At 68.5% G+C, this 20,330-nt stretch carries 16 protein-coding genes; 8 read left to right on the plus strand and 8 right to left on the minus strand.

Annotated features, from left to right (window positions below; translation table 11 throughout):
- Window positions 1–16: 16 nt before the first annotated feature.
- From glgX to pcsA, 3 genes are all read right to left on the minus strand, one after another.
- Window positions 17–2,269, minus strand: coding sequence for a glycogen debranching protein GlgX (glgX, locus tag AB5S17_RS19840; RefSeq protein ID WP_369242694.1), 2,253 nt, complete (start codon window positions 2,267–2,269; stop codon window positions 17–19).
- A 188-nt stretch (window positions 2,270–2,457) separates the two neighbouring features.
- Window positions 2,458–3,432 (minus strand): quinone oxidoreductase, encoded by a 975-nt coding sequence (locus AB5S17_RS19845; protein WP_369242631.1) that lies wholly within the window; start codon window positions 3,430–3,432, stop codon window positions 2,458–2,460.
- A 19-nt stretch (window positions 3,433–3,451) separates the two neighbouring features.
- Window positions 3,452–4,174 carry a phosphatidylcholine synthase gene (pcsA, locus tag AB5S17_RS19850; protein ID WP_369242633.1) on the minus strand — a complete coding sequence of 241 codons (723 nt, stop codon included), beginning with the start codon at window positions 4,172–4,174 and terminating at the stop codon, window positions 3,452–3,454.
- A 156-nt stretch (window positions 4,175–4,330) separates the two neighbouring features.
- Between pcsA and AB5S17_RS19855 the strand changes: the two genes are divergently transcribed.
- Window positions 4,331–5,545, plus strand: coding sequence for a UbiH/UbiF family hydroxylase (locus AB5S17_RS19855; RefSeq protein WP_369242635.1), 1,215 nt, complete (start codon window positions 4,331–4,333; stop codon window positions 5,543–5,545).
- On the opposite strand, the gene AB5S17_RS19860 is transcribed toward AB5S17_RS19855, so the two are convergent.
- Entirely contained in the window at window positions 5,513–6,475 is a 963-nt protein-coding gene (locus AB5S17_RS19860) for an AEC family transporter (RefSeq protein WP_369242637.1), read from the minus strand. The two genes, AB5S17_RS19855 and AB5S17_RS19860, sit on opposite strands and share 33 nt — an antisense overlap.
- A gap of 121 nt (window positions 6,476–6,596) precedes the next feature.
- Here AB5S17_RS19860 and hspQ point away from each other — a divergent pair, with 121 nt between their 5' ends.
- The gene (gene hspQ / locus AB5S17_RS19865; RefSeq protein WP_369242639.1) at window positions 6,597–6,920 is read left to right on the plus strand and encodes a heat shock protein HspQ; all 324 of its coding nucleotides are present in this window, start codon (window positions 6,597–6,599) and stop codon (window positions 6,918–6,920) included.
- A 148-nt stretch (window positions 6,921–7,068) separates the two neighbouring features.
- Here the strand turns inward: hspQ and AB5S17_RS19870 are convergent, their stop codons facing one another.
- Window positions 7,069–7,737, minus strand: a complete 669-nt coding sequence (locus AB5S17_RS19870; protein ID WP_369242641.1) for an invasion associated locus B family protein — start codon at window positions 7,735–7,737, stop codon at window positions 7,069–7,071.
- A 204-nt stretch (window positions 7,738–7,941) separates the two neighbouring features.
- On the opposite strand from AB5S17_RS19870, the gene AB5S17_RS19875 reads away from it, so the two are divergent.
- The 3 genes from AB5S17_RS19875 (at window position 7,942) to AB5S17_RS19885 (ending at window position 10,977) form a co-directional block, all read left to right on the plus strand.
- Entirely contained in the window at window positions 7,942–9,795 is a 1,854-nt protein-coding gene (locus tag AB5S17_RS19875; RefSeq protein WP_369242643.1) for an extracellular solute-binding protein, read from the plus strand.
- Window positions 9,796–10,080: 285 nt separating this feature from the next.
- Window positions 10,081–10,734, plus strand: coding sequence for a class A beta-lactamase (gene bla / locus AB5S17_RS19880; RefSeq protein ID WP_369242645.1), 654 nt, complete (start codon window positions 10,081–10,083; stop codon window positions 10,732–10,734).
- A gap of 3 nt (window positions 10,735–10,737) precedes the next feature.
- Window positions 10,738–10,977 (plus strand): hypothetical protein, encoded by a 240-nt coding sequence (locus AB5S17_RS19885; protein ID WP_369242647.1) that lies wholly within the window; start codon window positions 10,738–10,740, stop codon window positions 10,975–10,977.
- 37 nt (window positions 10,978–11,014) lie between these two features.
- Here AB5S17_RS19885 and mfd read toward each other — a convergent pair whose 3' ends face one another.
- Window positions 11,015–14,524: a transcription-repair coupling factor gene (mfd, locus tag AB5S17_RS19890; protein ID WP_369242649.1), complete on the minus strand. Its 3,510-nt coding sequence runs from the start codon at window positions 14,522–14,524 to the stop codon at window positions 11,015–11,017.
- Window positions 14,525–14,527: 3 nt separating this feature from the next.
- Window positions 14,528–14,818, minus strand: a complete 291-nt coding sequence (locus AB5S17_RS19895; protein ID WP_369242696.1) for a succinate dehydrogenase assembly factor 2 — start codon at window positions 14,816–14,818, stop codon at window positions 14,528–14,530.
- A 245-nt stretch (window positions 14,819–15,063) separates the two neighbouring features.
- Here AB5S17_RS19895 and recG point away from each other — a divergent pair, with 245 nt between their 5' ends.
- The 3 genes from recG to AB5S17_RS19910 all read left to right on the plus strand — a co-directional run bounded on the left by recG (window position 15,064) and on the right by AB5S17_RS19910 (window position 19,524).
- On the plus strand, window positions 15,064–17,166 hold the full coding sequence (gene recG, locus AB5S17_RS19900) for an ATP-dependent DNA helicase RecG (protein ID WP_369242651.1): 2,103 nt from the start codon (window positions 15,064–15,066) through the stop codon (window positions 17,164–17,166).
- 249 nt (window positions 17,167–17,415) lie between these two features.
- Window positions 17,416–18,354: an IS110 family transposase gene (locus AB5S17_RS19905; RefSeq protein WP_369242654.1), complete on the plus strand. Its 939-nt coding sequence runs from the start codon at window positions 17,416–17,418 to the stop codon at window positions 18,352–18,354.
- Window positions 18,355–18,573: 219 nt separating this feature from the next.
- A complete protein-coding gene (locus AB5S17_RS19910) occupies window positions 18,574–19,524 on the plus strand; it encodes a glutaminase (protein ID WP_369242656.1) in 951 nt (316 codons plus the stop codon).
- Window positions 19,525–19,554: 30 nt separating this feature from the next.
- Here AB5S17_RS19910 and AB5S17_RS19915 read toward each other — a convergent pair whose 3' ends face one another.
- Window positions 19,555–20,250 carry a DUF502 domain-containing protein gene (locus AB5S17_RS19915; protein ID WP_369242658.1) on the minus strand — a complete coding sequence of 232 codons (696 nt, stop codon included), beginning with the start codon at window positions 20,248–20,250 and terminating at the stop codon, window positions 19,555–19,557.
- Between the last annotated feature and the right edge of the window lie 80 nt (window positions 20,251–20,330).

The following is a 20,330-nucleotide window of genomic DNA, read 5'->3' on the forward strand; positions in this document are numbered from 1 at the left end:
GTCCTGGCGGCCTGATCTACAGCCGCAGCCGGTCCACTGCCGAACGCGCGAAGGCTTCCGACACATGCGCGAAGGAACGGCGCGCCTCCTTCGTGGCGCCGTCGCCGTCGACCGGCTCCAGCATGAAGACCAGGAAGGAGCGGCCCGTCGCCATATAGGTCTTGCCGAATTCGAACGGCGCCAGTTCCTCGCGGTCCGGCAGGTTGGTGTCGATGACGCAGCGCCACCGCCGCCCGCCAGGCGCCTCGGGCAGCGTAAAGTTCACGACGTCGAAATGCGCGTTCATGACGATGAGCATGGTCGCATCGGTGCCGGGCCGGCGGATGCCGGTCGACTGCGCCCGCCCGTCGAGCAGCACGCCGAAGCAGCGTGCTTCCGGATCCTGCCAGTTGGCCTCCTCGAACTCGGTACCCGACGGCGTGATCCAGGCGACGTCCTTCACGCCGAGCTCCTCGTCGAAGGTCCCGTGCAGGAACGTTCCGCGCCGCAGCATCGCCAGCGACTGGCGCAGCGCGATCAGCTTCTGCACGAATTCGGCCAGCTCGCGGCTTTCCGGCGTGATGTCCCAGTCGACCCAGCCGATCTCGTTGTCCTGGGCATAGGCGTTGTTGTTGCCGCCCTGCGTCCGGGCGAACTCGTCGCCCGCGAGGATCATCGGCGTGCCGCGCGAGAAGAGCAGCGTCGCGAAGAAATTGCGCAGCTGGCGGAAGCGCGTCTCGACGATCTCCTTGTCCTCGGTCGGCCCTTCGGCACCGTAATTGTAGGAGATGTTGTGCGAGTTGCCGTCCTGGTTGTTCTCGCCATTCGCCTCATTGTGCTTCTCGTTGTAGCTGACGAGGTCGTGCAGCGTGAAGCCGTCATGGGCGGTGATGAAGTTGACGGAGGCCCAGGGCTTGCGGCCGCGCTTGTCGAAGAGGTCGGCCGAGGCGGAGATCTTCCCGGCCACCGCGCCCACCATCCCGTCGTCGCCGCGCCAGTAGGAGCGGATCGTGTCGCGGTAGCCGTCGTTCCACTCGGCCCAGCCCGGGGGGAAGCGCCCGACCTGATAGCCGCCGGGGCCGCAGTCCCAGGGTTCCGCGATCAGCTTCACCTGGCTGAGCAGCGGATCCTGCATGCAGGCGTGGAGGAAGCTCGACTCCTCGGAGAAGCCGGTCGGCTCGCGCGCCAGGATGGTCGCGAGGTCGAAGCGGAAGCCGTCGACGCGCATCTCGCCGGCCCAGTAGCGCAGCGAGTCGGTGACGAGCTGCATGACGCGGGGATGCGAGGTGTTGACCGTGTTCCCGGTACCGGTGTCGTTGATGTAGTAGCGCGGCTGGTCCGGCAGCAGGCGATAGTAGGTGGCGTTGTCGATGCCCTTGAAGGAGAGCGTCGGCCCCTTCTCGTTGCCCTCGGCCGTGTGGTTGTAGACGACGTCGAGGATCACCTCGAGGCCGGAATGGTGGAAGGCCGACACCATCTCCTTGAACTCGGCGACGGACGATCCGGCGAGATAGCGCGAATCCGGCGCGAAGAAGCCGATCGTGTTGTAGCCCCAGTAGTTCCGCAGGCCCTTGTCGACGAGATAGCTGTCGTCGACGAAGGCGTGGATCGGCAGCAGCTCGACCGAAGTGACGCCGAGGCTGCGGATGTAGTCCACGACCTCGCGGGTCATCAGCCCGGCGAACTTGCCCTTGTCGGTCTCGGCGACGGCCGGGTGGCGCTGGGTGTAGCCCTTGACGTGGGTCTCGTAGAAAATCGTCCGGTCCCAAGGGACACGCGGCGCGCGCTCGTCGCCCCAGGTGAAGGCCGGGTCGATGACCCTGCACTTCGGCATGAAGGGCGCGGAGTCGCGCTCGTCGAAGGACAGATCCTCGTCGGCGTGGCCGATCGTGTAGCCGAACAGCGCGTGGTCCCAGGTGAGGCTGCCGACATGCTGCTTGGCATAGGGGTCGAGCAGCAGCTTGTTCGGGTTGAAGCGGTGGCCGGCATCCGGCTCGTAGGGGCCGTACACCCGGTAGCCGTAAATCATGCCCGGGCGCGCCTCGCGCAGATAGCCGTGGAAGATCTCGTTGGTGTATTCCGGCAGTTCGATCCGCTCGACTTCCTGCTTGCCCTCGGGATCGAAGATGCAGAGCTCGACCTTGGTCGCGTTCGCCGAGAAGATCGCGAAGTTGACGCCGATGCCGTCCCACGTCGCGCCGAGCGGGAACGGCCGCCCCTCCCCGATGCGAACGCGCCGGATCCCCGGCTGGGGCAGATGGCTGCTGGTGGTATTCGGAGTGATGTGGATGGTCACGGAGAGGCTCGCGAACGGAGTTCAGTGAGAAGACAATCGCGAATCGGGCAGCCGCGTTCCCGCAGCTGCGAAATCTTCCTTCGAAGCGACCGTCGTCACCCGTCGCACGGCGCGCACACGACCGGCAGCGCACCCCGGCGCGCTGCCGATCCTGTCCGGCCGGACCTGCCGCGACCGCGCCGTCAGATCGTCAGGACGGTCGCGCCGGTGGTCCTGCGGCCTTCCAGCGCGCGATGCGCCTCAGCGGCCTCGGACAGCGGGAAGCTCTGGCCGATCTCGATCTTCACCGCGCCCGATGCGATGACGCCGAACAGCGCCTTGGCGGAAGCCTCGAGATCCTCCCGCGTCGCCACATAGTGGAAGAGCGTCGGACGCGTGGCGAAGAGCGAGCCCTTCTGATTGAGGATCGCTAGGTCGATCTCCGGCAGCTTCCCCGAGGACTGGCCGAAGGTGACCCACAGGCCGCGCGGCCTGAGGCAGTCGAGGCTTGCCGGGAAGGTGTCCTTGCCGACCGAATCATAGACGACGTCGCACTTGCGGCCGTCGGTGATCTCCTTCACCCGCGCGACGAAATCCTCGTCATTGTAGTTGATGACGTGATCGTAGCCGTGCTCCAGCGCCAGCTTGCACTTTTCCGGCGAGCCGGCCGTGCCGATGACGGTGGCGCCGAGATGCTTCGCCCACTGGCCGGCGATCAGCCCGACGCCGCCGGCGGCCGCGTGGAACAGGAGCACCGTGTCCGGCCCGACCCTGAAGGTCCGACGCAGGAGATATTCGGCGGTCATGCCCTTCAGCATCACCGCCGCCGCAGTCTTCAGCTCGACGGCCTCCGGCACCGCGACGGCGCGCTCGGCGTCGACGAGGACCTTCTCGGCATAGGCGCCGCTGACGCCGTTATAGGCGACCCGGTCGCCTTCCTTGAAGCGGGTCACGCCCTCGCCGACGGCCTCGACGATACCAGCCCCCTCCTTGCCGAGGACGAAGGGCAGCTTGTCGGACTTGTAGAGGCCGGTCCGGAAATAGACGTCGATGAAGTTGAGGCCCGCGGCCTCCTGCGCGACGAGGATTTCCCCCCTGCCCGGCCGGCCGGGATCGTGATCCTCGTAGGACAGGACCTCCGGTCCGCCGAGTTCGTGGACGACGATGGCCTTGCTCATGGCGTTTCTCCCAAACTGATCAGTCGCTGCGGCCGCGCAGCCGGTCGATGAGCTGCATGATCCCGCCGATGGAGAACAGATAGAGAGAGGTGGCGGCAAGTCCCCACCGCGTCCACTCGGCGAGGTCGAAGCCGTCGATCAGCCCGACGAATCCGAACACCGACCAGGCCGCGACCACGGCGAGATTGGCCCCGCGCAACTGCTTGACGCGCACCGGATGCAGGAACTTGATCGGCAGGAAGGTGGCGATGGTGCAGACGACGACGAAGCCGAAGGCGACCCATTCGGTCGGCCGAATCGCGAAGAAGGCAAAGACCACCATGTTCCAGGCGACGGGAAAGCCGCGGAAGTAGTTGTCCTTGGTCTTCATGCGCGTGTCGGCATAGTAGATCGCTGCGGACACGACGATCATTCCCGCGGCGACGCCCGACCAAGGCTCCCCGATCAGGCCGGACAGGTACAGCGCGACCGCCGGAATCATCACGAAGGTCGCATAGTCGATGATCGAGTCGAGCAGGTCGCCGGACCAGTTCGGCAGGAGCGCCTTGATGTTGGCCTTGCGCGCCAGCGGGCCGTCGATCCCGTCGATGAAGAGCGCCAGTCCGAGCCAGGCGAAGACCGCCACCCAGCGCCGTTCCGCCGCCGCGATCAGCGCCATGAAGGCGAAGAACGCGCCGCTCGCGGTCAGAAGATGAATAGCGAATGCGCGCCATTGCTCGAAGGGGGGAACTGCGTTCGCCATGAACTCCGCTGCCTGCTCTGCCGAAGGCTTGCATCCTGCGACCTTGCGACCATTGCCTTCCGCTGTAGCGTGCGTATCTGCCGAATCCAAGCGCAGCACGAACAGGCTGCCAGCATGAGGCACCACAGGTGCCGACGCAAAGGGGAGATCGCAGACGTGTCGATCGAGCGCAGGGAAATCGCCGTCGTCGGAGGCGGCCTGGCGGGAACCGCGACGGCTTTGGGCTTTGCGGCGAAGGGCTTCGACACGGTGCTGATCGCACCAAGCGCGCCGCCGGACGCCCGCAGTTCCGCCATCCTCGGTCGCTCCTACGCGTTCCTCTCCGAGATCGGCGTGTTCGAGGCGCTGCAGGACAAGATGGCGCCGCTCGCGGTGATGCGCCTCGTCGACGACACGGGGCGGCTGTTCCACGCCCCGACGGTCGAGTTCAACGCGAGCGAGATCGGCCTTTCGGCCTTCGGCTACAATATCCTCAACGCCGATCTTCTGGAGGCGCTGAAGGCGCGCTGCGCGGTCGAGCCGAACCTGGAAGTGCGCGAGGCCAAGGCGACCGGCTACGAGCCCGGCGAGGCGAAGGCCATCGTCACGCTCGACGACGGTTCGCGCTACGCCGTCGACCTCGTCGTCGCCGCCGACGGCCGTCGCTCGCCGATGCGCGAGGCGGCGGGCATCCGGACGCGGCAGTGGCGCTATCCGCAGTCGGCGATCGTGTTCAACTTCTCGCACGCGGTTGATCACCGCGCGGTCTCCACCGAGTTCCACACCCGCACCGGCCCCTTCACCCAGGTCCCGCTGCCGGGCCGGCGCTCGTCGCTGGTCTGGGTCGAGGATCCGAAGCTCGCCGAACTCTATGTCGAGCTGCGACCGGAAAAGCTGTCGGAGACGGTCGCCGAGAAGCTGCACTGGATCCTCGGCGCGGTGGAGGTGGAGGAGCCGATCCAGCGCTTTCCGCTCGGCGGGGCCTCGGTCGACCGGCTGACGGCGGACCGGCTGGTGCTGGTCGGCGAGGCCGGCCACGCCTTCCCGCCGATCGGCGCGCAGGGGCTCAACCTCGGCCTGCGCGACGGCGAGGCGATCGTGCGCCTCGCTTCGGAAAGCCGCGACGATCCCGGCCGGCGCGTGACGCTGCTGCGCTACGAGGCGGCGCGCAAGGCGGACGTCAACTCGCGCACCCTCGGCGTCGACCTGCTCAACCGCTCGCTGCTCGCCGGCATGCTGCCGACCCAGTTCGCACGCTCACTGGGGCTGACCGCCATGGCGGAGGTGCCGCTGCTGCGCCAGTTCGCCATGCGCGAGGGCCTGTCGCCGGGCGCCGGCATCACCGGCGTGCCGCGCTCGCTACGGAAATGGATCGGCGGGGACCGCGCCTGACGCGATCAGGAACAGAAGCAGGGTCACGCTCGCCGCCGACAGCACCGTCGTCACCAGCACCGAGGCCGAGGCCCGCTCGATCCAGACGCCGTATTGCTGCGCGATCACGAAGACGTTTGTCGCCGTCGGCAGGCTGGCGAGCAGCATCGCGCTCTTCACCCAGACCGGGTCGAACGAGCCGAACAGGCCGAGGAGCAGCCACACGGCGATCGGGTGTGCCACGAGCTTCAGCGGCACGATGAAGCCGAGTTCGACCGGCACCCGCTTCAGCGGCCGCAGCGCCAGCGTCACCCCCATCGCGAAGAGGGCGCACGGCGCCGCGGCGCCGGACAGGAGGCCGAGGAAGCGATCGACCGGCGCCGGCGGTACGGCGCCGAGAGCCGCCGCCCCGACGCCGGCGATCGTGGCGAGGATGAACGGGTGGGTGAAGATCTTCTTCAGGACCGACAGCGCGAGGGCGCCGGGCGATCCACGGCGCTCGCCGCCGAGCGCCATCAGGAGCGGCGCCATGACGAAGTGCAGCGTGTTGTCGAAGCAGAAGATCAGCGCCACGGGGACGGCGGCGGCGGGACCCAGCGCCACCAGCGCCAGGCCCGGCCCCATGTAGCCGATATTGCCGTACGCGCCGGCAAGGCCCTGGATCGTCGCACTCGGCACGTCGCCGCGACTCTTCAGCACTGCGACGGTGAAACCGGTGACGAAGATCAGGAAGGTGCCGAGGGTCGTCGCGGCGATGAAGCCGACGCTCGCCAGCTTCTCGACCGGCGTCTTGGACAGCAGCTGGAAAAACAGTGCCGGCAAAGCGATGTAGATGATGAAGACGTTGAGCCAGTCGAGCCCGCTCACCGGATGGCGAACGATCCGGCCGGCGAGGAAGCCGAGGGCGATCAGCGCGAAGAACGGCGAGATCAGCCCGACGATCTGGATCAAGGGATGTTGCTCCGGAGAAGCGGCGGGAGGCGGCGGACTGCCCGGAGAGGCCGGGCGCCAGTCTTGCCTAGCGGCTCGGAATGTCGCTAAGGGCTCGCGGGTTAAAGGAGTGCCGAACGCAATGCAAACTGCTCGCTTTTCCATCGGACAGATCGTCCGCCACCGGATCTTCCCGTTCCGCGGCGTGATCTTCGATGTCGATCCCGAGTTCGGCAACACCGAGGAATGGTACGAGGCGATCCCGGAGGAGATGCGGCCGCGCAAGGACCAGCCGTTCTACCACCTGTTCGCGGAAAATGCCGAGAGCGAGTACATCGCCTATGTCTCGGAGCAGAACCTCGTCCCCGACGAGGCGGGCGGGCCGGTCCGCCACCCGCAGATCGGCGACCTCTTCGACGGGCCGATCGACGGCGTCTACCGGCTGAAGGGCAACCACCGGAACTGACGGCGGCCGCCTCTCCCGGCGCGAACCGCGTCCCTCCGGTGGCTGCGGTACAGGACTATGCAGACAGGGCGGCGAGCTGCGGCAGCCCCGAACGCGACGGGGGCGCCGAAGCGCCCCCGAAACTGCGTTCACCGATGAGGCGACGACCCTACTTCGAGGTCCCGCCGGCATCCTTCTTGGCGGCGTTCTGCGCGTCCTCGAACTTCTTGCGCCGTTCCTCGGCCTGCTTCTGCAGCGCGTCGTTCAGCTCCTTCTGGCGCTGGGCGAGCTCCGGCTGGGCCTTCGGCGGGCCGTCATAGGCCTGGGTGAAGCCGGACAGCGTGATCGGCACGGGATTGGCCTGCCGCTGGAAGTTGATCGAGGTGACGACCATCTGCTTGCCCTTCTTCATCGAAGCGACCATCGCGTCGGTCAGCTCCGCCTCGGCGATGCAGCGGTTCGGGAAGCAGACCGAGTAGTTCAGCGTCTGCGGCTGGCCGTCGTCGATCTTCACCTGCACGCCCGCCGGGATCACCCGGCCGGACGGCACGACGGCCTGGATCACCTTCTGGTTCACCTTGCCCTTCACCGTGATCAGGTTGATCGCGGTGATCATCTGCCGCGTGTCGGCGAACAGCGTGTACTGGGTGTTGCAGATGTCGTTGTCGCCCTGCTTGGCGCAGACCTTGAACCACTCGGTCGGCACGCCCTGGTCCGCCTGGTTCTGGTCTGCAGCGGCCTGGGCCCTGGCGGCCGGAACGCTGGCAACGAGAGCCGCCAGGCCGACCAGGCCGGCGGCGAGCATCGAGGTGGAAGCGTTCAGCGAACGTTGTATCACGGCCTCAAATCCTTTCGGCGCGTATCTCGGGGATGGGAATGGATCCTTCCTTAGCGGGCCGGGGAGTCTTTCGCAAATGCGGCCGTTTGAAGGCTTGCGCGGGCCGCAAACCCGCGATCGCGGCGGCCTGTCCGGAGGTAGGCAAGGGCGACCGCCGCGGCTAAAGTCCGGCTCGTCCAGCCGAACCGGAGAGCCTTCAGCCGCATGCGGATCTTTCCTGCCGCCACGCCCTTCGGGCGCTTTGTCGGGCTCGCGCTCGTCCTGTGCGCCGCCGTCGCCACCCTGCCCGCCCGCGCCGCACCGACCTACGCGATCGCCATGCAGGGCGATCCGGCGCTGCCCGCCGACTTCGCGCACCTGCCCTATGTCAATCCGCACGCGCCGCAGGGCGGCACGATGCGCTACGGCGTGTTCGGCTCGTTCGACAATCTCAACCCGGTGATCGTCAAGGGCGCGCTGACCACGGCCCGTGGCATCTGGTTCGACCGGGAGTTCGGCAATCTCGTCTTCGAGCCGCTGATGCAGCGCTCGCCGGACGAGCCCTTCACCATGTACGGGCTCCTCGCGAAGTCGGTGGAGACCGATCCGGACCGCACCTTCGTCGAGTTCCAGCTCGATCCGAAGGCCAAGTTCTCCGACGGCGTGCCGGTGACGCCGGAGGACGTCATCTGGACCGTGAAGATGCTGCGCGAATACGGCCGGCCGATGTATGCCAACTGGCTGCGGCCGGCGGTGAAGATCGAGAAGGTCGGCGAGCACGGCGTGCGCTTCACCTTCGACAAGACCGCCGACCGCGAGACGCCGCTCCTCATCTCCGGCCTGCCGGTCCTGCCGAAGCACGCCTTCGACGAAAAGACCTTCGATCAGACGACGCTCAAGCCGGTGATCGGCTCCGGTCCCTATCTCATCGACCAGGTCCTGCCAGGGCGGCGCATCGTCTACAAGAAGAACCCGAACTACTGGGGCAAGGACCTGCCGATCAAGCAGGGCCTCGACAACTACGACAAGATCGTCATCGACTACTATCGTGATCCGAACGCCCAGTTCGAGGCCTTCAAGAAGGGCCTGTCCTACGTCTATGCCGACGGCAGCCCGGTGCACTGGAAGACGGCCTACGACTTCCCCGCCGTGAAGAACGGCGACGTCGTCAAGGAGAGCTTCACCTCCGGCGCACCGGCGAACATGCTGGCCTTCGTCTTCAACACCCGCCGGCCGGTGTTCCAGGACCGCGCCGTGCGCAAGGCGCTGGCGATGCTCTTCGACTTCGAATGGGCGAACAAGAACCTGTTCGACGACGTCTATGTGCGCACCGCGAGCTTCTTCGACGGCTCGGAGCTGTCGAGCGTCGGCAAGCCTGCCTCGGTCAAGGAGAAGCAGTTCCTCGGCGAGGCGCATGCCAAGGTCGATCCGGACATCCTGAACGGCACCTACAGGCCGACCGTGACCGACGCTTCGGGCAGCGACCGCAAGGTGCTGCGCCAGGCGGTGCAGGCGCTGCAGGCGGCCGGCTATCACTTCAAGGGTCGGCAGATGGTCGGCCCGGACGGGCAGCCGCTGACCTTCGACATCATGGTCCAATCGGCGGACCAGGAGCGCATCGCGCTCGCCTATCAGCGCACGCTGGAGCGCGTCGGGATCAACATCACCGTCCGCCAGGTCGACGACGCGCAGTACCAGGCGCGCAAGAACACCTACGACTACGACATGATCATCGCGACCTATTCCGCCTCGCTGTCGCCGGGCGCCGAACAGGTCTACCGCTGGGGGTCGATCTCGAAGGGCATCAACGGCACCTTCAACTACGCCGGCGCGGCCGACCCGGCGCTCGACGCGCTGATCAACGACATCGTCACCACCCACTCGCGCGAGGACTTCGTGGCGGCCGTGCGCGCCTACGACCGGGCGCTGATCTCCGGCTATTACGTCGTGCCGCTCTACCACCTGCCGGAACAATGGCTGGCGCGCTGGAAGTTCATCAAGCACCCCGACAAGACGCCGCTCTACGGCTATCAGCTGCCGGCCTTCTGGCGCGATCCGTCGAGCGTGAAGACGAACTGAGGGAGCGGCGAGAGAGCCCGCGGCGTGAACGCGAGCCGCCTCTTGATCGACATCAGGCGAGCTTCGGCGCACGGCCGGTACCGACCTTTCGCTTTTACTCCTCGGCAACCATACCGGCGGTCGATTTGGGAAATCCCGGCCGACCTTGTGGATGCGGACGCGCTCGCCGAAGAAGCGTCGCAAGTTCGGTGTTGAACCGGCGAGGCGTCGACCGGCAGTCGACGTGACTTCACCAGCGTCCGCAGCAGCGGTTATGCCGCGGCGGCCATCCGGAGACCTCCATCCATGACCCTCAGGTTCGATCGGCGAGGGCTGATCGCTTCGCTTCTCTCGGCCACCGCCGCGCTGGCCGTCGCCATCCCCGCGATGGCCGCGGAGCCGGCACCAGGCCAGCCACCCGCGGCCGTCATCGCGGCGGTCGAGAAGGATCTCGGCGCCCGCGTCGGTGTCGCCGTCCTCGGCGACAAGCGCCTGCCGCACTGGTCGCACCGCGCGGACGAACGCTTCCCGATGGCGAGCACCTCCAAGGCCTTCACCTGCGCCGCGCTCTTGGCCCAGGTGGACAGCGGCAAGCGCAGGCTCGCCGAGACGGTGACGGTGCGCCAGTCCGACATTCTCGACTACGCACCGGTCACGAAGAAGCATGTCGGCGAGGCGATGACGCTCGGCGCCCTCTGCGAGGCCGCGACCGGCTTCAGCGACAACACCGCCATCAACCTCGTCCTCGACGCCATCGGCGGGCCGAAGGCGGTGACAGCCTTCCTGCGCCACATCGGCGACCGGACGACGCGCCTCGACCGCAAGGAGCCCGATCTGAACGAGGGAACGCCGGGCGATCCGCGCGATACGACGACGCCGGCCGCAGCGACCGCGAGCCTGCGCAAGCTGGTGCTCGGCAACGCGCTGTCCAAGGCGTCGCGCCGGCAGCTGACCGACTAGCTCGTGGCCGACCAGGTGGCGGGACCGCTGCTGCGGTCCGTCCTGCCGGAAGGCTGGCGCATCGCCGATCGCAGCGGCGCAGGCGGCCACGGCACGCGTGGCATCATCGCGGTGATCTGGCCGCCGAAGGCAAAACCCCTCGTCGCGGCGATCTATATCACCGGGACGAACGCCTCGATGGACGAGCGCAACCACGCCATCGCGGAGATCGGCAAGTCGCTGGTGGGCTCGCTCCGGCCCTGAGCCACACCGGGCGAAGCGACGATGACGGCAGGCGGCCTCACGCCGCCTGCTTCTGCCCCTCGTCGACGAAGCGCGCGAGGTTGGTCGCGATCGTCGCGGCGCCGTTGAGACGCTTCTCCGGCGTCGGCCAGTCGCGGATGAGGACGATCGACTGATCCGGGCGGATCTTCGCCGCGCTCCCCTGCTCGCCGATGTAGCGCACCAGCGCGGCGGGATTGGCGAAGCTCTTGTCGCGGAACTGCACGACGAGGCCCTTCGGCCCGGCGTCGAGCTTCTCGATATTGGCCTTGCGGCACAGCGCCTTGATGAACACCACCTTCAGGAGATGCTCGACTTCGGTCGGCAGCGGCCCGAAGCGGTCGATCAGCTCGGCGCCGAAGGCGTCGATCTCGCGCGCATCGGTGAGGTCCGCCAGCCGGCGGTAGAGCGTCATGCGAAGCTGGAGATCCGGGACGTAGCCCTCCGGGATCATCACCGCTGTGCCGAGCGCGATCTGCGGCGACCACTGGCCGTCGGTCTCCGCCTCTTCGCCCTTCATCGTCGCGACCGCCTCCTCCAGCATCTGCTGGTAGAGCTCGAAGCCCACCTCCTTGATGTGGCCGGACTGCTCGTCGCCGAGAAGATTGCCGGCGCCGCGCTGGTCGAGGTCGTGGCTGGCGAGCTGGAAGCCGGCGCCGAGCGTGTCCAGCGACTGCAGCACCTTCAGCCGGCGATCGGCGCCCTTGGTCGGCGTCTTGTTCGCCGGCAGCGTCAGCAGCGCATAGGCGCGCTGCTTCGACCGGCCGACGCGGCCGCGGATCTGGTAGAGCTGGGCGAGGCCGAACATGTCGGCGCGGTGGACGATCAGCGTGTTCGCCGTGGGGATGTCGAGGCCGGACTCGACGATGGTCGTCGCGAGCAGCACGTCGTACTGGCCCTCGTAGAAGGCGTTCATGATGTCGTCGAGTTCGCCGGCCGCCATCTGGCCGTGCGCGACCGCGACCTTCAGCTCCGGCACCTGCGTGTCGAGGAACTCCTTGACGCTGGCGAGATCGGAGACGCGCGGGCAGACGTAGAAGCTCTGCCCGCCCCTGTAGCGCTCGCGCAGCAGCGTCTCGCGCACCACCATCGGATCGAACGGCGAGACGAAGGTGCGCACCGCCATGCGGTCGACCGGCGGCGTGGTGATGAGCGACAGCTCGCGCACGCCCGTGAGCGCCAGCTGCAGCGTGCGCGGGATCGGCGTCGCCGACAGCGTCAGAACATGGACGTCGGACTTCAGCTCCTTCAGCCGCTCCTTGTGCTTGACGCCGAAATGCTGCTCCTCGTCGATGATCAGGAGGCCGAGATTCTTGAAGTCGACACCCTTTCCGAGCAGCGCATGGGTGCCGACGACGATGTCGACGGTCCCCTCCGTCAGGCCCTTCTTGGTCTGGTTCAGCTCCTTGGCCGTGACGAGGCGCGAGGCCTGCGCGACGTTCAGCGGCAGGCCGCGGAACCGCTCGGAGAAGGTCTTGAAATGCTGGCGGGCGAGCAGCGTCGTCGGCACGACGACCGCGACCTGCAGCCCGTTCATCGCCGCGACGAAGGCGGCGCGGAGCGCCACCTCGGTCTTGCCGAAGCCGACATCGCCGCAGACGAGGCGATCCATCGGCCGGCCGAGCGACAGGTCGTCGGTGACCGCGTCGATGGCGTTCAGCTGGTCCTCGGTCTCCTCATAGGGGAAACGCGCGGCGAACTCGTCCCACAGGCCTTCCGGCGGCACCAGCTTCGGCGCGCCGCGCATCTGCCTTGCGGCGGCGATCTTGATGAGTCCGTCCGCCATGTCGAGCAGGCGCTTCTTCAGCTTGGCCTTGCGCGCCTGCCAGGCGCCGCCGCCGAGCTTGTCGAGCATCGCCTCCGAGCCCTCGCCGCCATAGCGCGACAGGAGCTCGATGTTCTCGACCGGCAGGAACAGGCGGTCGTCGCCCTGGTAGCGCAGCTCCAGGCAGTCGTGCGGCGCGCCGGCCGCCTCGATCGTCTTCAGGCCGACGAAGCGGCCGATGCCGTGGTCGACATGGACGACGATGTCGCCCTCGTTGAGGCCGGAGACCTCGGAGATGAAATCGGCGCCGCGCTTCTTGCGCCGGCCGCGCCGGACCAGTCGGTCGCCGAGAATGTCCTGCTCGCCGACGACGGCGAGGTCCGGCGTCTCGAAGCCGGCCTCGATGCCGAGGACGGCCGTCATCACGAGGTTCTTCGGCGCCTCGTTGACCTGTTTCAGGTTCTCCGCCGGCTTCATGCCACCGAGGCCGTGCTCCTCCATCACCTGGGCGAGGCGCTCGCGCGAGCCCTCCGTCCAGGCGGCGAGCACCACCCGCCGGCCGTCGGCGCGCAGCTTGGCGATATGCGCGACCGCCGCCTCGAAGACGTTGGCGTCGCCCGCCGCACGCTCGGTGGCAAAGTTGCGCCCGCGCTGGACGTCGAGATTGACGACCTCGCGGCCCGAAGCATCCGTCACGCCATAGGCGGACAGGCGGATCGGATCGGCGATCGCCAGCCCCGCCGCCAGCTCGTCGCCGGAAAGATACAGCGCGTCCGGCTCGACCGGATGATAGGGCACCGTCTCGGCGCTCGCCGCGCCGACCGCGCGCCGCCGCGCCTCGTAGTGGTCGGCGACGGTCTTGCGGCGTTCCTCGACGGACTGCATCGCCAGATGGTCGAGGACGATGGGGAAGCCGTCGCAATAGTCGAACAGCGTGTCCAGCCGCTCGTAGAACAGCGGCAGCCAGTGCTCCATGCCGGAGAAGCGCTTGCCCTCGGAGATCGAGGTGTAGAGCGCGTCCTCGCGCTGGGCGGCACCGAAGCGCTTGATGTAGTTCGTGCGGAAACGGCTGATCGTCTCGTCGGTGAGGCTGACCTCCGAGACCGGCGCGAGTTCGAAGCGCTTCAGCTGCTTCGTCGTGCGCTGGCTGGCGGGATCGAAGGCGCGGATCGTCTCCAGCGTATCGCCGAAGAAGTCGAGCCGCACCGGCTCCTCCTCGCCGGGCGCGAAGAGGTCGAGGATGCCGCCGCGCACGGCGAACTCGCCGCGCTCGCGCACCGTCGCGACCCGCTCGAAGCCGCCGCGCTGCAGCGCCGTGACGATCTGCTCCATCGGCACGCGCCCGCCGGCGGACGCCGCGACCGTCTCCTCCGCCAGCACGGCGGCCGGCGGCATCTTCTGCAGCATGGCGTTCGCGGTGGTCAGGATCAGCGCGCGGTGCGGCTCCCTGCGAAGCGCCGACAGCGAGGCGAGCGCCGACAGGCGCCGCGCCGCCACCTCGCCGGAGGGACCGACGCGGTCGTAGGGCAGGCAGTCCCAGCCGGGCAGCGTCAGCACCGGCAGGTCCGGCGCGACGAAGCGCAGCGCGTCCTCCAGCTCGCCCATGCGGTTGCCGTCGCGCATGACGAAGACGACCGGCTTCTTCTTGCCGCGCAGGCGCGCGATGTCGGCGAGGAGGAAGGCGTCGTAGCCGTCGAGGACGCCGCCGATCTCCAGCCCGCCGCCGCGCTCCAGCGCCTTCTTGAGCTTGTCGGGAACGCTCACCGCTCAGGCTCCCCAGTCGCCGTTGTGGAAGCTCTTCACGCGGCGGAAGACGGCGGTGTCGTAGTTCTCCGGCACCTCGTCCTCGCCGGTCATCCAGCGGAAGAGGTCGCGGTCCGGGACCTCCATCAACAGCTCATAATCGGCGAGATCGGCGTCGCTGAGCGTCGCGATCTCGGAATCGGCGAAACGCCCGAGAACCAGGTCCATCTCGCGGATGCCCCGGTGCCAGGAATGATAGAGCGCCTTGCGGCGGCGGACGTCGAGATCGCTCGAGGAGCGCTGCATGCCGGTCATGTCGGTCCTGTCGTGTGGATCGTCACGCATATAGAGACGAACGAGGCGGCTGTCAGCCTTGAGGAGGAGTGCCGAGACCCCCTGCTTCGTTAGGTCTCGGCCCAGCCCACGCGCGCCGGTGGGGCATCAGAACCTTCTCGGGTGTCGGTCGCACCGATTTCGTGAAGGCGCGGCACCTCGTCCCCCCAACCGACTCCCGACAATCCGACGCTTCGCATTCGGCGCAAATGCGGTAAACGAGCCTCATGCGCCCCTCGATCCTCGATCCCCTCTTCGCCGCCGTCACCACGCTGGAAGGCGTCGGGCCGAAGGTCGCCGGCCTGTTCCAGACGCTCTTGGTGCGGCCGGGCGAGGCGGTGCGGGTGCGCGACCTGTTGTTTCACCTGCCGACCGGGCTGATCGACCGGCGCAAGCGCGCCGAGATCGCCACCGCCCCGGAGGGGGCGATCGTCACCCTCACCGTGCGGATCGACCGGCACCAGCCGCCCGGCCGTGCGCAGCGCTCCGCCCCCTACCGCGTCTTCGCGCAGGACGAGACGGGCGAGATCGCCCTCACCTACTTTCGCGCCCAGGGCGCCTGGCTGGAAAAGCTCCTGCCGGTCGGCGAGACGATGATCGTCTCCGGCAAGGTCGAATGGTTCAACGGACGCCCGTCCATGGTGCATCCGGATTTCGCCGCGCCGCTCGCCGAGGCCGAGACGCTGAGCCTCGTCGAGCCGATCTATCCGATGACGGCAGGGCTGTCGGGCAAGGTGCTGCGGAAGGCGATCGGCCAGGCGCTGGAGCGGCTGCCGGGCTTAAGCGAATGGATCGACCCGACCGTCGCCAGGCGCCAGAGCTTCCCGCCGCTCGCCGAGGCGCTGAAGCGGCTGCACGACCCAGCCGACGCCCTCGACATCGCGCCGGAAGGCGCGGCGATGCGGCGGCTCGCCTATGACGAGTTCCTGGCGAGCCAGCTGGCGCTCGCCCTGTCGCGCCAGTCGATGCGCACCGTCCGCGGCCGGGTGATGGGCGGGACCGGCCGCTTCTCGCAGCCGTTGCGCGCCGCCCTGCCCTTCACGCTCACCGAAGCGCAGGAGAGCGCGATTGCCGAGATCGCCGCGGACATGGCCGCCGAAGACCGCATGCTGCGGCTGCTGCAGGGCGATGTCGGCGCCGGCAAGACGGTGGTGGCGCTGATGGCGATGGCGATCGCGGCCGAATCCGGCGCGCAGTCGGCCCTCCTCGCCCCGACCGAGATCCTCGCCCGTCAGCATTATGACGGCCTGTCGAAGCTCTGCGGTGCGGTCGGCCTCCGGATCACGCTCCTGACCGGGCGCGACACCGGCCGCGCCCGCTCCGAGAAGCTCGCCGCGCTCGCCGAGGGGACGACCGACATCGTCGTCGGCACGCATGCGCTCTTCCAGGATGCCGTCGAATATTTCGACCTCGGCCTCGTCGTCGTCGACGAGCAGCACCGCTTCGGCGTCCACCAGCGCCTCAGCCTGACCCGCAAGGGCCGCGCGGCGGACCTCCTGGTGATGACCGCGACGCCGATCCCGCGCACCCTCGTCCTCTCCGCCTTCGGCGACATGGACGTCTCGCGGCTTTCCGGCAAGCCGGCGGGCCGCAAGCCGATCACCACCGTCGCCGTGCCGATGGAGCGGCTCGGCGCCATCGTCGAGCGGGCCGGCCAGGCGATCGCGGCGGGCGAGCGCATCTACTGGGTCTGTCCGCTGGTCGAGGAGTCGGAGAAGAGCGACCTGATGGCCGCCGAGGAGCGCTGCCGGCAGTTGCGCCAGGTCTTCGGCGACGCCGTCGGCCTCGTCCACGGGCGGATGAGCGGCGAGGAGAAGGACGCCGCCATGGCCGACTTCAAGGCCGGCCGCACGAGGCTGGTCGTCGCCACCACGGTGATCGAGGTCGGCGTCGACGTGCCGGACGCCTCGATCATCGTCATCGAGCACGCCGAGCGCTTCGGCCTGTCGCAGCTGCACCAGCTGCGGGGACGCGTCGGGCGCGGCGACAAGGCCTCCTCCTGCGTCCTCCTCTATCGCGCCCCGCTCGGCGAAACCGCGACCGCCCGCCTCACCGTCATGCGCGAGACCGAGGACGGCTTCCGCATCGCCGAGGAGGACCTGAAGCTGCGCGGCGAGGGCGACCTCCTCGGCACCCAGCAGTCCGGCATGCCGTTCTTCCGCATCGCCAGAATGGAGCACCACGCCGACCTGATGGAGATCGCCCGCGACGACGCGCGGCTGGTGCTGGCGAAGGACCCGGCGCTCACGAGCGAGCGCGGGGAAGCGCTGCGGGTGCTGCTGTATCTGATGGGGAAGGACGAGGCGGTAAGGTTGCTCAGGTCGGGGTGAGGATGGCGCCGCCTTCGGGCATCCTCGGCGCCTGCCATCGCATCGACGCTCGCGCTCCGATGCGCCCCTTGTAACTCTGTTTCAGCCGCATCTGGTATAGTTCCGGTTGCGGTGGCGGACGGGAGACCGGCCCCCCTGAGGGAGGCAGATCCCGCAACAGAGCACGGATCCCCGTCCGCCGTTCCATCGAACCCGAACAGTCGCTTGGGCCGCAGAACGCGAAGCCCGCTTGCGCAAGGATGGGATCGGATGGACGCTCTGCAGATCGGTATCGACGTCTCCAAGGACCGCCTGGCCGTCGCCACGACCGTACCCTCGCTGGGTCGCTTCAGCGTGCTGCGCGACCCGGATGGACTGGCCGACCTGGTGGTCCGCCTTGCCCCGCTGGGGGCGGAACGGATCGTCCTGGAGGCGACCGGCGGCCTGGAGACGGTCGTGGTGGCGGCGCTCGCCGCGGCCGGGCTGCCCGTGGTGGTGGTCAATCCGGCGCAGGTGCGTGCCTTCGCCCAGGCGCTGGGCCAGCGAGCCAAGACCGATCCGATCGACGCGGCGGTGATCGCCCGCTTCGCCGCGGCGACGCGCCCCCCGGTGCGCCCCTTGGCGGATGCCCAGACGGAGGCGCTGGCCGACCTCGTCACGCGGCGCCGCCAGATCGTCGTCATGATCGCCGCCGAGAACCAGCGGCTGCAACGGGCCTCCAGCCGCATGGCCAAGAGCATCCGGCGTCTGCTGAAGGCGCTGGAGAAGGAGCTCGGCGACCTCGACCGGGACATCGATGCGAGCATCCGGCGCTCGCCGAACTGGCTGGCCAAGGTCGACCTGCTGACCTCGGTGCCCGGCGTCGGCCCGCAGATTGCCCGCACTCTGGTGGCCGAACTGCCGGAACTGGGCAGCCTCGACCGCCGGCAGATCGCGGCGCTGGTCGGCCTCGCCCCGTGGACCCGGCAATCCGGCCGGTGGCGCGGCAAGAGCTTCATCGGCGGTGGCCGGGCGGGCGTGCGATCGGCGCTGTTCATGGGCGCGCTCGTCGCGGCCCGCCACAACCCGGCCCTCAAAGCCTTCCGAGACCGTCTCATTGCTGCCGGCAAGTCCAGGCTCGTCGCCATCATCGCCGTCGCCAGAAAGCTCATCACCATCCTCAACGCCATCGTCCGGGACCAGCAACCATGGCGCGATCAAATCGCTTGACAGCCAAGACAGTCGCCCTGCCCTGCCGGGCATCTCCCCCCGCGAGGGGGGGGATCGGCGGGTTTGATCCGCCGCCCCTGATGATCGACGGATTTGCGTGCCGACACGTCCAAGATCGGCAACGGCGCCGGCGCAGCATCGATCTCCCCCCTTGCGGGGGAGATGCCCGGCAGGGCAGAGGGGGGTGCGCCGAGCGTAGAGTTCCGAGGGAACCGCCCCATGCCCGACCTCCAGTCCACCGTCGACGCCATCGCCGCGGAGATGGCCGCGCGGCCGGATCGGGGGGATGTCGCGACCTATATTCCGGAACTCGGGCGCGTCGATCCCGGGCAGTTCGGCATCGCGGTGGCGCTGGCCGACGGGAGAGTCGTGGCGGCGGGGGATGCGGAGATGACGTTCTCGATCCAGAGCGTCTCCAAAGTCTTCACCCTGACGCTGGCGCTGGGTCTTGCCGGCGACCGGCTGTGGAACCGGGTCGGACGCGAGCCGTCGGGCAGCCGGTTCAACTCGATCGTCCAGCTGGAGCACGAGCGCGGCGTGCCGCGCAATCCGTTCATCAACGCCGGGGCGATCGTCGTCACCGACCATATCCTCTCCGGCCACCAGCCGAAGGAGGCGCTGGGCGAGATCCTGCGCTTCCTGCGGTTCCTCGCCGGCGACGAGACGATCCTCATCGACCGCGCCGTCGCGGCCTCGGAGGAGCGGACCGGCTTCAACAACCGGGCGCTCGCGAACTTCATGAAGGGCAACGGCGTGCTCGACAACCCTGTCGACCCCGTCCTCGGCGTCTACTTCCACCACTGCGCCATCGCCATGACGGCGCGCCAACTGGCGAAGGCCGGCAGCTTCCTCGCCCATCGCGGCCGGCATCCGGAGACCGGCTTCTCCGTGGTGACGCCCGAGCGCGCCCGGCGCATCAACGCGATCATGCTGACCTGCGGCCATTATGACGGGTCGGGCGAGTTCGCCTACCGGGTCGGCCTGCCCGGCAAGAGCGGCGTCGGCGGCGGCATCCTCGCGATCGTACCGGGCAAGGCCTCGATCGCCGTCTGGTCGCCGGGCCTCGACGCCGCCGGCAATTCGCATCTCGGCCGCATCGCACTGGAGAAGCTCACCGCCCGCATGGGCTGGTCGATCTTCGGCGGCGAGGGCGACGCGGCTTCGCGCTGAGGTCCGGCCGGTCGAGGCTCGGCCGGCGCCCTACTCCACCGGCTCCGGCTGCCGGCTGTCGCGTGCCAGGCGTTCCTCGACCGCCCGCGACGCGGCGGCAGGCGACATCGGCGGCGCCTCGTCCTGCGAGACGAGGCCGGCCGAGACGACCAGCTTCAGCGCGGACTCGATGCTCATGTCGAGCATCCGGAGTTCCTCGCGCGGCACGTACATCAGGAATCCTGAGGTCGGGTTCGGCGTCGGCGGCAGGAAGACCGCCACCATCTCCTCGCCCTGATCCGACAGCACCGAGGCGATTTCGCCGCGGGCGGTCGTCGCGACGAAGACCACGCACCAGACGCCCTTGCGCGGATATTCCATCAGCGCCGCCTGCTTGAAGGAGGACGAGCGGTCGGCGAGGATCGTCTCGAATATCTGCTTCAGCGCCGTATAGACCGAGCGCACCAGCGGCATGCGGCCGAGCAGGCCCTCGCCCCAGCCGAAGATCGTGCGGCCGATGATGTTGGCGGTGAGGAGGCCGATCAGCGTGATCAGCACCAGCGCGAAGATCAGGCCGAAGCCCGGCACGGCGAAGGGCAGATAGGAATCCGGCCAGTAGCGCGGCGGGATGTAGGGCTGCACCCAGCTATCGACCCAGCCCATGAAGGACCAGGTGATCCACACGGTGATCGCCAGCGGCGCCGTGACGATCAGACCCGTCAGGAAGTAGTTGCGAAGCCGCATCATCGCGAAGCCGATCCTTCAACGCCTCCGGGCGGGCCGCGCCCCGGCCGCACCACGATCCCGCCGTTCCTGCGCCGTGGCCG

The organism is Jiella sp. M17.18 (genome assembly GCF_041027365.1).
GTDB lineage: Bacteria > Pseudomonadota > Alphaproteobacteria > Rhizobiales > Rhizobiaceae > VKMB-3413.

Coding starts and splice junctions, on each gene's coding strand:
- AB5S17_RS19845 (WP_369242631.1), bottom strand. CDS start 3,432: ATGAGCAAGGCCATCGTCGTCCACGAACTCGGCGGACCGGAGGTCCTG.
- pcsA (WP_369242633.1), bottom strand. CDS start 4,174: ATGGCGAACGCAGTTCCCCCCTTCGAGCAATGGCGCGCATTCGCTATT.
- hspQ (WP_369242639.1), top strand. CDS start 6,597: ATGCAAACTGCTCGCTTTTCCATCGGACAGATCGTCCGCCACCGGATC.
- recG (WP_369242651.1), top strand. CDS start 15,064: ATGCGCCCCTCGATCCTCGATCCCCTCTTCGCCGCCGTCACCACGCTG.
- AB5S17_RS19895 (WP_369242696.1), bottom strand. CDS start 14,818: ATGACCGGCATGCAGCGCTCCTCGAGCGATCTCGACGTCCGCCGCCGC.
- AB5S17_RS19905 (WP_369242654.1), top strand. CDS start 17,416: ATGGACGCTCTGCAGATCGGTATCGACGTCTCCAAGGACCGCCTGGCC.
- AB5S17_RS19875 (WP_369242643.1), top strand. CDS start 7,942: ATGCGGATCTTTCCTGCCGCCACGCCCTTCGGGCGCTTTGTCGGGCTC.
- bla (WP_369242645.1), top strand. CDS start 10,081: ATGACCCTCAGGTTCGATCGGCGAGGGCTGATCGCTTCGCTTCTCTCG.
- AB5S17_RS19910 (WP_369242656.1), top strand. CDS start 18,574: ATGCCCGACCTCCAGTCCACCGTCGACGCCATCGCCGCGGAGATGGCC.
- AB5S17_RS19915 (WP_369242658.1), bottom strand. CDS start 20,250: ATGATGCGGCTTCGCAACTACTTCCTGACGGGTCTGATCGTCACGGCG.